Origin of the sequence: Salinivibrio sp. PR919, from assembly GCF_001995355.1 — a bacterium.
Classification (GTDB): domain Bacteria; phylum Pseudomonadota; class Gammaproteobacteria; order Enterobacterales; family Vibrionaceae; genus Salinivibrio; species Salinivibrio proteolyticus.
On sequence record NZ_MUFL01000030.1, the window covers coordinates 1 to 12,494 of the forward strand.

The window sequence follows — 12,494 nt, forward strand, 5'->3', positions numbered from 1 at the left end:
GGTTTGTACTGCCCGCCCGCCTTGAACCAGCGGGTTCAAGGGCCTTCGATCCCGACGGCATCCCGGGGCCCTCTTCCAGACAGGCTAGCATCAAGGACAGTTATGCAGCCCAGACAGCAAATACGTCAACAAGTCCGACACGCCCGCCGGCAACTGAGCGCTGAACAGCAAGAGCGCGCCGCCCACGCGGTCATGACACGCTTTATGGCCTTGCCGTCTGTGATCGCCTCTCAGCATATTGCCTTATATTTATCGTTTGATGGTGAGCTTGATACCGCGCCGTTGATTAATGCCTGCTGGCAGGCCGGAAAGTCTGTCTATCTCCCTGTTGTCCATCCATTCAGTCAGGGCCACTTACTGTTTTTACATTACACCCCGACCACCCCGATGCAGTCGAACCGCTACGGGATCGCCGAGCCCAAGCTGGATATTCGCTATCTCTTACCCACCCATCAATTGGAGGTGATTGCCACACCCTTGGTTGCCTTTGACGACTGCGGTCAACGGCTGGGCATGGGCGGTGGCTACTATGATCGTACCTTGGCGCTCTGTGCACACCCAAGTGCTACGGCGGTCGGCCTTGCTCATGACTGTCAGCACTGGGGCCAATTGCCCACCGAGCAGTGGGACATGCCCCTTCCCCACGTATTAACGCCCAGTCACCATTGGCACTGGTCAGCGACGAATTCGCGACCTCTATCCTGACGGCGTCGATACGCTTCGCTATAATCGCCGCCAAAACCCCCATTAGGAGTGATCATGAACCAAGACGATAAAAAAAGAGCAGCGGGCGAAGCGGCGGTGGAATATGTCAAACCCGGCAGCATTGTTGGCGTAGGGACAGGCTCGACCGTCAACTACTTCATCGATGCCCTTGAACCGATTAAATCGCAAATTAAAGGCGCTGTTTCTAGTTCAGAAGCATCCACCGAGCGTTTGAAAGCACTAGGCATTGAGGTGTTTGATGCGAACGACGTCGCAAGTCTTGATGTATACGTGGATGGCGCGGATGAAATCAACGCGCGCAAGCACATGATTAAAGGCGGAGGCGCGGCCCTCACCCGTGAAAAGATTGTCGCGGCGATCGCAGACAAATTCATCTGCATTATCGATGACACCAAACACGTTGATGTTCTCGGCGAGTTTCCGCTTCCTGTGGAAGTGATCCCGATGGCACGCTCTTATGTGGCTCGCGAGTTGGTCAAACTCGGGGGCGATCCTTGCTATCGTCAAGGAGTGGTGACCGATAACGGCAACGTGATCTTGGATGTGCACAATATGAAAATCCAAGATCCAAAAGCGCTCGAAGATACCATTAACAGCATCGCGGGTGTGGTAACCGTAGGCCTATTCGCCAACCGTGGTGCCGACGTCGTCTTAACTGGCACTGAAAACGGCGTGCAAAAAATTGCAGACTAAACGCATAACCCATCATGCATAGTCGGTGAGAGGCTCATTCTCGCCCGCAAAAGCCAAACGTTTGCGTTTGGTGTAATCAATAAGTTAAAAGCGCCTTTTTTAAGGTGCTTTTTTTATGGTCTAGAACGGATAATTCTTACCCCTTCGCAAAATTTTTGTTATCTTGGTCACTGTTCTGATACCGGCACATCGCGCGCCCTCCTGCGGCTTCGCGAATGAGATCAGCCTAATGACAGCGCCTCTAGCCGCTTTTTCTTAGCAGACGCGTTAAGGGCACAGGGTCACGATGCGCCCCGGCACTCAGGCGCAACATTGCTACCACTATTGTTTCTAAGGAAGAGAACAGCCCGCATGTCACACTATTCACTGGACAAGAATAAGATCAAAATTCTGCTCCTCGAAGGCGTCCACCCCACAGCGTTAGAGGCCTTCAAGCAAGCTGGTTATACCAATATTGAGTATCACAAAGGCTCCCTCACCGGTGAGGCGCTGGAAGAAGCGATTCAAGATGCTCACTTTGTCGGCTTGCGTTCACGCACCCAGCTGACTGAATCGGTTTTCGCAAAGGCGAAAAAATTGGTCGCGGTCGGCTGTTTTTGTATCGGCACTAACCAAGTTGATCTCGACGCTGCCGCTCAACGTGGTATCCCAGTTTTTAATGCCCCCTTCTCAAATACCCGCAGCGTCGCCGAATTAGTGCTCGGGGAGATCCTGCTGCTGCTACGCGGCATTCCGGAAAAGAATGCAAAGGCGCATCGTGGCGAATGGCAGAAATCCGCCGAACGCTCGTTTGAAGCACGCGGAAAAGTATTGGGGATTATCGGCTATGGCCACATTGGGACGCAGCTGAGTATTTTGGCAGAGAACCTTGGCATGAACGTTTGTTATTACGATATTGATAACAAGCTGTCACTCGGAAATGCCGTACAAGTCAACTCGCTGACCGAATTATTAAACCGCAGTGATGTAATTTCATTGCACGTCCCGGAAACCGAAAGCACCCAAAACATGATTGGCAGTGAAGAATTCGCCCGTATGAAGCCCGGCGCTATCTTTATTAATGCCTCACGCGGTACAGTAGTGGACATTGATGCCCTATGTGGCGCGCTTGAGAGCAATCATTTGTCCGGAGCGGCGATTGATGTATTCCCTGTTGAGCCTAAAACCAATAATGATCCCTTCAGCTCACCGCTGCAGGCCTTTGATAATGCGCTGCTCACCCCACACATTGGTGGCTCGACACAAGAAGCGCAGGAAAACATTGGCCTTGAGGTAGCAGGCAAGTTGATCAAGTACTCTGATAACGGCTCGACACTCTCTTGTGTCAACTTCCCAGAGGTGTCACTGCCTGAGCATCAAGGGCGTTCTCGTTTACTCCACATTCACGCGAACCGTCCCGGTGTGTTGACCAAAATCAACACCACCTTTGCCGATGAAGGCATCAACATCGCCGCACAATATCTGCAAACGTCCGCAAAAATTGGTTATGTGGTGATTGATGTCGAAACCGAACAGGCTGATAAAGCACTGAAAAAGCTGAAAGCGATTGAAGGCACGATTCGCGCCCGCATTCTTCACTAACTGAAAGCGGTAAAAAAAGCCCCATTGGGGCTTTTTTTTATTTAGACACAGCTCTGTGTTGGCGGGGCTGTCGTTACTTTATTGCCAGTGCGTTACTGTTCTTCACGCAAAAAGACCAACTCATTCCCTTTGGAATGTGCCTCGCTAAAATAGTAGCCGCCAACATCAAATGTCTTGATAGCTTCAATGGATGTCGCACGCTGATCAATCAAATAGCGCGCCATCATGCCACGGGCTTTTTTGGCGTAAAAACTGATCACCTTGTATTGACCATTCTTACAGTCTTTAAAGACAGGGGTCACAATGTCGCCGTCGAGTTTTTTCTTATTTACCGCTTTGAAATACTCATTGGAGGCCAAGTTCACCAGTAATCGATCACCTTGCTCTGCCAAGGTGCGATTCAATGTCTCAGTGATGATATCGCCCCAAAACTGATACAAGTTATCACCGCGCGATGTCGCCAGCTTAGTGCCCATTTCAAGGCGATAAGGTTGCATCAAATCCAATGGCCGCAATAGGCCATACAAACCCGACAGCATTCGGAAATGCGCCTGCGCCCAATCAAAGTCCTGTTCAGACATTGAAGTGGCATCCAGACCCGTATAAACATCCCCTTTAAACGCCAGTACCGCAGGGCGTGCATTATCAGTGGTAAAGGTTGGAGACCATTCGGCAAAACGGACCGCATTCAGACTGGCAATTTTATCACTCACCTTCATTAACGCACCGATATCGGCGGGCGTTAATTGACGACATACCTCGATCAATGCTTGAGAGTGCTCAGTCAGCATGGGTTGGGTATGACGTTGCGTCGGCAATGGTGACTCATAATCCAATGTTTTCGCGGGGGAGACCACAATCAGCATCTTGCTAACCCTTATGTTATCTGTCTGTTGCCAAGACTATCATTCCAGCATAAAAAAGCCACCGCATCACGGTCACTGCTTGGGCAAAGGCCAAGCCTTTTCGTCCAATTGGCTGTGAAGCTCAGGGAAACGGCGACTATCAAACACAGGCACTCGCCCTAACGAACGTTGGGTGTGGTAATCAGCTGCCAAGCGCTTAACAATGCCAGACAGCAATAAGATCGCAATCATGTTCACCAAGGCCATCATGCCCATTGATGCATCCGCTAGCGTCCACACTAAGGGGAGCTCGGCCAGCGCGCCAAACATCACCATGCCCAATACCAATGCTCGAAAATAAGGCAGTGCCGGACGCAAGCGACCATTGATAAACAACAAATTGGTTTCTGCATACGAGTAATTGGCAATGATGGAGGTAAACGCAAAGAAGAAAATGGCCACCGCCACAAATTGCTCGCCCCAATCGCCGACCTGTGCACTCAAGGCACGCTGTGTCAGTTCGACCCCCGTGACTTCGCCGCCGGGAATATACTCCCCGGATAGCAGAATAATTGCGACGGTTGCGGTACATATCACCAGAGTATCGACAAAGACTCCCAGCATTTGTACATACCCTTGAGAAACTGGATGAGGCGGATAGGGTGTGGCGGAGGCTGCGGCATTCGGCGCCGAGCCCATGCCTGCCTCATTCGAGAAAAGGCCACGCTTAATGCCCTGAATCATTCCTTGCGCCAAGGTGTAGCCCAACGCGCCAGAGGCGGCTTCATGAAGACCAAAAGCACTTTTAACCACCAGCGATATCACGGCGGGTACTTRCTCTATATTGGTCAACATCACATAACACGCCAGCGATAAATAGAGCAGTGCCATCACAGGAACTAAGACCTCAGCCGTGCGCGCAATTTGACGTAAGCCACCGTAAATGATCAACCCACTAACCAGTGCCAGTCCTGCACCGACATAGGCAGGCGGCCAGCCAAAAGCGACTTGGGCAGCCTGTGAAATCGAATTCGCTTGAACCGAGTTAAACACCAAACCAAAGGCAAGGATCAACAGCAACGAGAATAATATCCCCATCCAGCGCATCCCTAGGCCATGCTCCATGTAGTAAGCCGGACCGCCTCGGAAGTAGCCATCCGGATCGCGGACTTTATAGACCTGTGCCAAGGTACTTTCCGCAAAGGCAGTCGCCATTCCCAGAAACGCCATCAGCCACATCCAAAAAATCGCTCCTGGTCCGCCAAGAGAGAGTGCAACCGCCACACCAGCCATATTGCCCGTCCCGACGCGTGCGGCCAGTCCAGTACACAAAGCTTGAAACGACGAAATTCCCGAACTGTCGCGGCGGCGACTATGACGCATCACAGAAAACATATGAGAGAAGTGACGGAACTGAATGCCACCGAGTTTTAGCGAAAAGAAGACGCCACCGCCGATCAGCACATAAATGAGCACCGAGCCCCATATCAGGTCGTTAATAAAGGTTAAAAGGCTCAAATGACTGTCCCTCGTCGTGTCGTGATTGCTGTCTGCGGCGCAATCTTCGCTTGTCTGACCGGTAAGATCAATTGATGGCCGCCCTTGGCTGTGCTGGTCATCACTGTTTTTAAAAATTCAGTGATGACGTTCTCATAAAAAGTTCATCAATCTGCCACAAATGAGAAATACTTCAATTTTACGGTAGGGCGAGCTGTGGTATTTAAAACCTAACCGCAAGGTGAACAAGGGGTGACTATGGATAACTTTGCCTTTAACGACATGTTCGAGCAAGACAAGCCACAACGCAGCGGACGCGCAAAACCAGTCAAACGTAAATGGAGAGAAATTGAAGCGCTGAAGGACAAACAGCGACTGAGAAAAGAATTGGAAGAAATCGATATGTATGGCGATTTCTCTCAACTGGACCTTGATTAACTCACCGATAAAAGGATGCGAAAAAGGTGCTCACTGAGCACCTTTTTTATTGGTCAGGTTTTATCTGACCAAGACGGCTTTGCCCCTCAATCACTTGGCTTTCTACGCATCATCCAGTGTGGGTTGCCAATCAATGGGCGCTTTACCTTGCTCGCGCAATAATGCGTTAGTTTGTGAGAAATGGCGGCAGCCCAAGAAGCCTCGATGCGCTGACAGTGGAGAGGGATGCGGCGCGGTTAAAACATGATGGCGCGTACGATCAATCGCTTTGCCTTTTTTCTGAGCATGCGCGCCCCAAAGCAAGAACACCACACCGTCACCATGCTGATTGACAGCCTCAATCACGCGGTCAGTAAAGGTCTCCCATCCTAGCTTGGCATGAGAGTGCGCCTTTCCTTGTTCCACAGTCAGTACCGTGTTTAACAATAACACGCCCTGCTCTGCCCAGCTTTTCAAGTAACCATGTGAAGGGATCTGAAATCCCTCGATATCCGTCGCTAGCTCTTTATAGATATTGACCAACGATGGTGGCGTTTTCACCCCGGGTAATACAGAGAAGCAGAGCCCATGGGCCTGATTGGGCCCATGGTAAGGGTCTTGGCCTAAAATCACGACTTTCACATCACCAAGTTCAGTAAAACGAAAGGCGTTGAATACATCCTCTTTGGGAGGAAAAACCGTGACACCACTGGCCCGGACCTTTTCCACATAGGCTAGCGTATCGCGAAAATACGCTTGCTCTTTCTCGTTGGCTAGCACCTGCTGCCACGTTTGCGCCTGAGTCATGGTTGCTCCTTATCATCACACTGGCGCCATTTTAACGAGACAAACAGATGAAATCAGTGTGTGGCGCGATCTTTTGTTCTTTCCGTATGGGCATGGTAATGACGCTGGCAACGCCCTTGTACCGCTCGGTTCGGGGTCGGTAAGCTCGCGTGTGAACGTGGCGATAATGTTCTAGTCATGGGTCGCTCCTTATCTGTGCGTGTGCCTAGAACATCATGAAAAATCAATGCCAAGTTTAAATAACCATATATTTCAAGCAATTAATAAAATTAGAAAAAAATACTCCGCCAGCCATGTACCAATATGGTGCAAAACTGCCTACCCATCGTTCAATCTCGCCCTTACTTTTGTAGTAAATTTACAACAAAATAGCGCTATAAATAAGAATGCTTGTCGCTGCGCGTTGTGCTCTTATCATCAAATTGATTTTGTTCACAATAATATTGATATCAAATAACTATCTTCACGATAAAGACGATTAAATATTGACCCAAATCAAAATAACCCCACAGATAAAGAGGTATATATGAACGTCGAAAGTGATGAAATCTTACATCACTAAAGTCACTATCAGAAAAAGGGGATAGGCCATGATCACCGGCATTCAAGTAACCTCAGCGGCCAATGATGACCTCATCAATTCTATTTGGTTGATTGATAAAGAAACCGACCAAGCACGCTGTGTCTGCGCAAAACAAGGCTTTGAGGCGGATCAAGAAGTCGCGCTGTCTTCTTTGGGTGAGTTTGACTACCGTGAAGTCAATATCGAAACCCAAGCGGTTAATGAAGGGGGTCAACACCTCAACGTTAACGTGCTGAAACGTGAAACCTTAGAAGATGCAGCCAAGCACCCAGAAAAATATCCGCAACTGACCATCCGTGTCTCAGGCTATGCGGTTCGCTTTAATTCACTGACCCCTGAACAACAGCGTGACGTGATCACCCGTACGTTTACAAGCTCACTGTAAACACACAGGTTATAAAGAAACAGCCCGCTTTGGCGGGCTGTTTTTGGTTAAGCGCTCAAATTAAGCAGGTACGCTCTTAAGACCGAGAAATCGGCCTCTTGCTCACTCGACAATAAATCCATCTGTGCATGTTTTGCCAATGGCCCTGGCAGCGGAATATCCTTGTGTAAAATCGCATCGACCGACTCTTTAAACTTGGCCGGATGCGCGGTACACAAGAAAATCCCCTCTTCTTCCTCGCTAAGCTGTTGCGCTAATAAACGATAGGCAATAGCACCATGCGGCTCGCATAAATAGTCTTGCTCAGCAAGCTGCGTCAAACTCTCTGCGGTTTGCGCATCGTCTGCACGTCCTGATGCCAATTCACTCAGCGCCCACCCTTCACGGCGGAAAAGCTCTTCGATACGCGGCCAGTTATTGGGCTGACTCACATCCATCGCATTCGATAACGTTGCGACTGTGGTTTGCGGCTGCCACTGTCCAGTGGCTAAATAGCGTGGCACCGTATCATTGGCATTGGTGGCAGCGATAAAGCGTTTAATCGGCAGCCCCATCGCCTTGGCAAGTAAGCCCGCAGTCAGGTTGCCAAAGTTGCCACTGGGTACCGCGACAACAACTTGGTCTCGCTTGTGCTGAGGGATCTGCGCAAGCGCTTCAAAATAGTAGCAAATTTGTGCCATCAGCCGGCTGATATTGATTGAGTTTGCCGAGTTTAAGCCAATGGTTTGACGCAACTCTTGATCATCGAAGGCTTGCTTCACCATCGTCTGGCAGTCATCAAACGTGCCGTTCACTGCCACGGTGTGAATATTGCCGCCGAGGGTACAGAACAGCTTTTCTTGCAACGGGCTAATTTTGCCTTTCGGATACAAAATCACCACATTGATGTTTTCAATGCCATAAAACGCATGAGCAACAGCGGCACCGGTATCGCCTGATGTGGCGGTGAGAATCGTGATCTTGTTGCCGTCTGACACTGCCGCGAGAGATTGCGCCATAAAACGACCACCAAAATCTTTGAAGGCGAGCGTTGGCCCATGGAAAAGTTCTAGCGCATGAATACGCTCTGTGACGGATTTGAGCGGCGCCTCAAAGGTAAACGCCTGCGCCACCAGCTCATGGATTTGGCTTTTTGGCATTTCGTCGCCAATCAAGGCCGAGAGGATCTCAGTGCTACGCTCGACCAATGGCATCGACAGCAAAGCATCGATATCCTCAAATTGTGGTACGTGCTCGGGGAAAAACAGCCCTTGTCCTCGCCCCAATCCTTGTTTGACCGCTTGCGCGAACGAGACGGTTTCACTGTGATCTTTGATGTTGTAAAGCTTCATGCCTGACTTCCTATTTCTTTTGCGCCCTGTCCATCAATGCGACATACATGAACAAAGCCATCATTATTTTGTACGTAGTGCTCGCGCAGCCATTGTGCGAGTCGCTCGGCAACCTGTAAATCATCACAGATACTAAACAAGGTCGGCCCAGAGCCTGAAATCCCTGTCGCCAGTGCGCCACAGCTTTCTGCATACGTCCGCGCTTCAACAAAGCCCGGCAACAGTTTTTGCCGATAGGGCTCTGCAATCACATCACAAATCAAGCTCGCCGCCAGAGCAGGTTGCTGAGTGTGACACGCGTGAATAAAGCCGCCCAAATATCGACCGTGGGCAATGACATCTTGACGGCGATACTGTGCGGGCAAGATAGTGCGTGCTTCTGCAGTCGATACTTTAATCCCAGGATAAGCCATCACCCAATACCAGTTGTCAAAATGTGGCACGGCTTGGCTGATCACGCCTTGGCTTTCCAGCATCAATTGCAAGCCACCTAAGTAGCAAGGCGCCACATTGTCATAGTGTAAGCTGCCCGAAATACTGGCTTCCATCTCCCCCATTAGCGCGAGCATGGTGGTTTCATCCAGTGGGTTACCGTGAAAGCGGTTTAACGCATCAAGCGCTGCCACAATCGAACACGCGCTGGAACCCAATCCGGAGCCGATGGGCATATTCTTTTCCAGCAACATCGCTACCGGCTTTACCGCGATCCCCTTATCCTGCAGTGCATGTGCATACGCTTGGTAGGCCTGATAGACAATATTATCCTTTTCATTAGCAGGAAGCTTGTCGGTAAATCGCCCTTCACAGCGCAGCGAAAAGGGGCGGTCGCCGCCCGATTTCACTTCAACCACATCCCCCAGCAAGCTGCCATCGATGGGGCTGACCGCTGCACCTAATACATCAAAGCCCACACTCACATTACCAATTGAAGCGGGTGCGTAAACGCGTACTGTCATCACTACACTCCTAGCTTCCAGCCCAAGGTGCGCATCAAATCAGCGAACACCCCTGCCGCCGTCACGGCGGTGCCTGCCCCATATCCGCGCAAGACCAATGGAATCGGCTGATAATAGCGGCTGTAAAAGGCGAGTGCATTTTCGCCATCTTTAATTTTGTGCATAGGGTCGTCACTGTCTACGGCTTGAATTTTCACGAAGCATTGACCGTCTTCAATACCGCCGATATAGCGCAGCACCTTGCCCTCTTGAGCCGCTTGCTCTGACCATTGCTTAAAGTAAGCATCCGCCTCCGGCAAGCGTGCCATAAAGGACTCCACATCACCCGACTGATCAAAGCCTGGTGGCAACGCAGGCTCAACTTCGACATCTTCCAGCTCTAAATGCATGCCGGCTTCTCGTGCCAAAATTAACAGTTTACGCGCCACATCCATACCAGATAGATCGTCACGTGGGTCGGGCTCGGTGAAGCCACTGTCACGCGCAACCTTGGTGGCATCACTAAAGCTTACGCCTTCATCTAATTTGCCAAAAATGTGTGATAGCGACCCCGACAAGATCCCAGAAAATCGTGATAGCTCGTCCCCTGCAGCAATCAGGTTTTGCAGGTTTTCAATCACGGGAAGGCCAGCCCCCACCGTGGTTTCATACATAAACTTACGATGTGTCGCGCGCGCCGCCTGACGCAGCTGTTGGTAGTAAGCCATGCTACTGGTATTGGCTTTTTTGTTAGGCGTGATCACATGGAAGCCCGCACGTAAGAAGTCCGCATACTGATCCGCGACTTGTTGCTCTGCTGTGCAGTCAATCAATACTGGGTTGATAATATGATTGCGCTGCACCAACTGAATCATACCGGCAAGGCTAAACGGCGAAAGGTGATTGGGTAGCTCATCACGCCAGCTATCTAGGTTAATGCCTTGGCTGTTCAGCCACATGCCTTTACTATTTGCCAGTCCACAGACACGCATCACAATGCCTTGCTGCTGCAGCTTCGCTTGTTGACGGCGAATTTGCTCAATCAACTCGCCACCGACACCGCCCACACCGACGATAAACACATCGAGGTGATGTTGGCTGTTAAACAAGTTTTCATGGCAGGCTTTCACCGCTTCCGAGACACGCTCTGAGGGGACAACCGCCGAGATAGCACGCTCTGATGAACCTTGGGCAATGGCGACAATATTGACATTCACTTCCGCTAGCGAGGTGAAAAAGCGCGCCGCAATCCCTTTTGAAGTGCGCATACCATCCCCTACCAAGGAGACAATCGATAGATGATCGATAAACTCAACAGGCTCAAGCAAACCATCTTTAAGCTCAAGTTCAAAGTGGGTCCGCAACGCCTTCTCAGCTTTCACTTTATCCTGCGCTTGAATACAGAAACTAATACTGTACTCCGACGACGATTGGGTGATCAGCACGATGGAAACGCCCGCGGATGACATGGCGCCAAACACACGTGAAGCCATACCAACCATTCCCTTCATCCCCGGACCAGAGATATTGACCATACTCAAATCGCTAAGCGTGGTGATCCCTTTAATGGCAAGCTTATCTTCACCAGTATCATCGCCAATCAAGGTACCTGCGCCTTGAGGATTGGCCGTATTTTTAATCAAACAAGGAATATGGAAGCGAGCAATAGGGGCGATGGTTTTAGGGTGGAGCACTTTGGCACCAAAGTACGMCAGCTCCATCGCTTCTTGATAACTTAGCGACTTCAGCAAACGCGCATCTGGCACCAAGCGGGGATCGCAGTTATAGACACCATCGACATCCGTCCAGATTTCGCAGCACTCTGCGCGGACACAAGCGGCCAGCACCGCAGCGGAGTAATCGGAGCCGTTGCGGCCTAAAGTCACCAGCTCGCCTTGCTCATTGCCGGCCATAAAGCCCGGCATCAAGCCAACATGATTAGCGGGAATGGGAGACTGTTTAAAGCGTTGCGAAGAGGTTTCAATGTCTACTTCTGCACTCAGGTAACTGCCAGAAGCGGCAAAATAACTGACCGGGTCAATCTCAAAGACTTGATAGCCACGCGCCGCTAACAACGCCTGCATGGCTGCCACGGACAAACGCTCCCCCTTGCTGACCACCCTCGCATAGGTGCTGTCCGGGCAAAGCCCCAGAAGGTTCATACCGTGTACATATTGACGTAGCTGCCCGAGGCTGCGAGAGAGTTTATCGAACAAAGGCTGGGTGTCGAGATTAGGCTGGCGTTCGGCAAGACCTTGGAACAGCGCGGTGAAAATGGTTTCTAGCTCTTTGAGTGGCAGCTCAGCCTCTCCATGTTTAACCGTATTATCCACCACGGACACCAGAATATTGGTAACACGCGCTGGGGCGGACAAAACAGCAGAGACGTCACTCTGACCCTGATTGCTAACAATGATGTCAGCGGCACGACTGAATCGCTCTGCATCGGCAAGCGATGTGCCACCAAATTTTAAAACTCGCATCCGTTTGGGACCTCTCTCTTAAGATAAAAAAAAGCCCGTACCGGTGAGGGTACGGGCTTTTCTTGGAAATTCTGTGCGTATCAGCCCGCACCAACACACATTGTGCCAGTAATAATGGTGGTTGTTGTGGTGGTAAGGGTGCTGATCGTCAGTTGCATGTGTGTTGCGTTTATCGTTTGTTTTGTTGAGTTCTATTTAGGTGTATCGAATC

The 12,494-nt window shown here is 50.5% G+C and carries 12 protein-coding genes and 1 other annotated feature; of the genes, 5 read left to right on the top strand and 7 right to left on the bottom strand.

Features of this window, described 5'->3' with window-relative positions:
* Positions 1-102 precede the first annotated feature (102 nt).
* The 3 genes from BZG83_RS07695 (at position 103) to serA (ending at position 3,000) form a co-directional block, all read left to right on the top strand.
* Entirely contained in the window at positions 103-705 is a 603-nt protein-coding gene (locus BZG83_RS07695; protein ID WP_077479991.1) for a 5-formyltetrahydrofolate cyclo-ligase, read from the top strand.
* A 54-nt stretch (positions 706-759) separates the two neighbouring features.
* Entirely contained in the window at positions 760-1,419 is a 660-nt protein-coding gene (gene rpiA, locus BZG83_RS07700) for a ribose-5-phosphate isomerase RpiA (protein ID WP_077479992.1), read from the top strand.
* A gap of 351 nt (positions 1,420-1,770) precedes the next feature.
* Positions 1,771-3,000: a phosphoglycerate dehydrogenase gene (serA, locus tag BZG83_RS07705; RefSeq protein ID WP_069589766.1), complete on the top strand. Its 1,230-nt coding sequence runs from the start codon at positions 1,771-1,773 to the stop codon at positions 2,998-3,000.
* 92 nt (positions 3,001-3,092) lie between these two features.
* Here serA and yaaA read toward each other — a convergent pair whose 3' ends face one another.
* Positions 3,093-3,866, bottom strand: coding sequence for a peroxide stress protein YaaA (gene yaaA / locus BZG83_RS07710; RefSeq protein WP_077479993.1), 774 nt, complete (start codon positions 3,864-3,866; stop codon positions 3,093-3,095).
* 72 nt (positions 3,867-3,938) lie between these two features.
* Positions 3,939-5,363 carry an alanine/glycine:cation symporter family protein gene (locus tag BZG83_RS07715; RefSeq protein WP_077479994.1) on the bottom strand — a complete coding sequence of 475 codons (1,425 nt, stop codon included), beginning with the start codon at positions 5,361-5,363 and terminating at the stop codon, positions 3,939-3,941.
* 237 nt (positions 5,364-5,600) lie between these two features.
* On the opposite strand from BZG83_RS07715, the gene BZG83_RS07720 reads away from it, so the two are divergent.
* Positions 5,601-5,780, top strand: a complete 180-nt coding sequence (locus BZG83_RS07720; RefSeq protein ID WP_069589769.1) for a DUF3545 family protein — start codon at positions 5,601-5,603, stop codon at positions 5,778-5,780.
* A gap of 102 nt (positions 5,781-5,882) precedes the next feature.
* Here the strand turns inward: BZG83_RS07720 and ung are convergent, their stop codons facing one another.
* Both ung and BZG83_RS17090 read right to left on the bottom strand, forming a co-directional pair.
* Complete coding sequence (ung, locus tag BZG83_RS07725) at positions 5,883-6,566, bottom strand: uracil-DNA glycosylase (RefSeq protein ID WP_069589773.1); 684 nt, start codon at positions 6,564-6,566, stop codon at positions 5,883-5,885.
* Between the two features lie 53 nt (positions 6,567-6,619).
* Positions 6,620-6,745, bottom strand: coding sequence for a hypothetical protein (locus BZG83_RS17090; protein ID WP_268794307.1), 126 nt, complete (start codon positions 6,743-6,745; stop codon positions 6,620-6,622).
* 411 nt (positions 6,746-7,156) lie between these two features.
* On the opposite strand from BZG83_RS17090, the gene grcA reads away from it, so the two are divergent.
* Positions 7,157-7,534: an autonomous glycyl radical cofactor GrcA gene (gene grcA / locus BZG83_RS07730; protein WP_069589774.1), complete on the top strand. Its 378-nt coding sequence runs from the start codon at positions 7,157-7,159 to the stop codon at positions 7,532-7,534.
* 47 nt (positions 7,535-7,581) lie between these two features.
* Here the strand turns inward: grcA and thrC are convergent, their stop codons facing one another.
* From thrC to thrA, 3 genes are read right to left on the bottom strand one after another with little or no spacing between them, the layout of a single operon-like run.
* Positions 7,582-8,865 carry a threonine synthase gene (gene thrC / locus BZG83_RS07735; RefSeq protein ID WP_077479995.1) on the bottom strand — a complete coding sequence of 428 codons (1,284 nt, stop codon included), beginning with the start codon at positions 8,863-8,865 and terminating at the stop codon, positions 7,582-7,584.
* Positions 8,862-9,821, bottom strand: a complete 960-nt coding sequence (gene thrB / locus BZG83_RS07740) for a homoserine kinase (RefSeq protein ID WP_077479996.1) — start codon at positions 9,819-9,821, stop codon at positions 8,862-8,864. The genes thrC and thrB overlap by 4 nt, the downstream gene beginning before the upstream one ends.
* 2 nt (positions 9,822-9,823) lie before the next feature.
* Complete coding sequence (thrA, locus tag BZG83_RS07745) at positions 9,824-12,283, bottom strand: bifunctional aspartate kinase/homoserine dehydrogenase I (RefSeq protein WP_077479997.1); 2,460 nt, start codon at positions 12,281-12,283, stop codon at positions 9,824-9,826.
* Between the two features lie 24 nt (positions 12,284-12,307).
* Positions 12,308-12,425, bottom strand: a sequence feature (Thr leader region).
* Positions 12,426-12,494 lie beyond the last annotated feature (69 nt).

Coding starts and splice junctions, on each gene's coding strand:
- BZG83_RS07695 (WP_077479991.1), top strand. CDS start 103: ATGCAGCCCAGACAGCAAATACGTCAACAAGTCCGACACGCCCGCCGG.
- rpiA (WP_077479992.1), top strand. CDS start 760: ATGAACCAAGACGATAAAAAAAGAGCAGCGGGCGAAGCGGCGGTGGAA.
- serA (WP_069589766.1), top strand. CDS start 1,771: ATGTCACACTATTCACTGGACAAGAATAAGATCAAAATTCTGCTCCTC.
- yaaA (WP_077479993.1), bottom strand. CDS start 3,866: ATGCTGATTGTGGTCTCCCCCGCGAAAACATTGGATTATGAGTCACCA.
- BZG83_RS07720 (WP_069589769.1), top strand. CDS start 5,601: ATGGATAACTTTGCCTTTAACGACATGTTCGAGCAAGACAAGCCACAA.
- ung (WP_069589773.1), bottom strand. CDS start 6,566: ATGACTCAGGCGCAAACGTGGCAGCAGGTGCTAGCCAACGAGAAAGAG.
- BZG83_RS17090 (WP_268794307.1), bottom strand. CDS start 6,745: ATGACTAGAACATTATCGCCACGTTCACACGCGAGCTTACCGACCCCG.
- grcA (WP_069589774.1), top strand. CDS start 7,157: ATGATCACCGGCATTCAAGTAACCTCAGCGGCCAATGATGACCTCATC.
- thrC (WP_077479995.1), bottom strand. CDS start 8,865: ATGAAGCTTTACAACATCAAAGATCACAGTGAAACCGTCTCGTTCGCG.
- thrB (WP_077479996.1), bottom strand. CDS start 9,821: ATGACAGTACGCGTTTACGCACCCGCTTCAATTGGTAATGTGAGTGTG.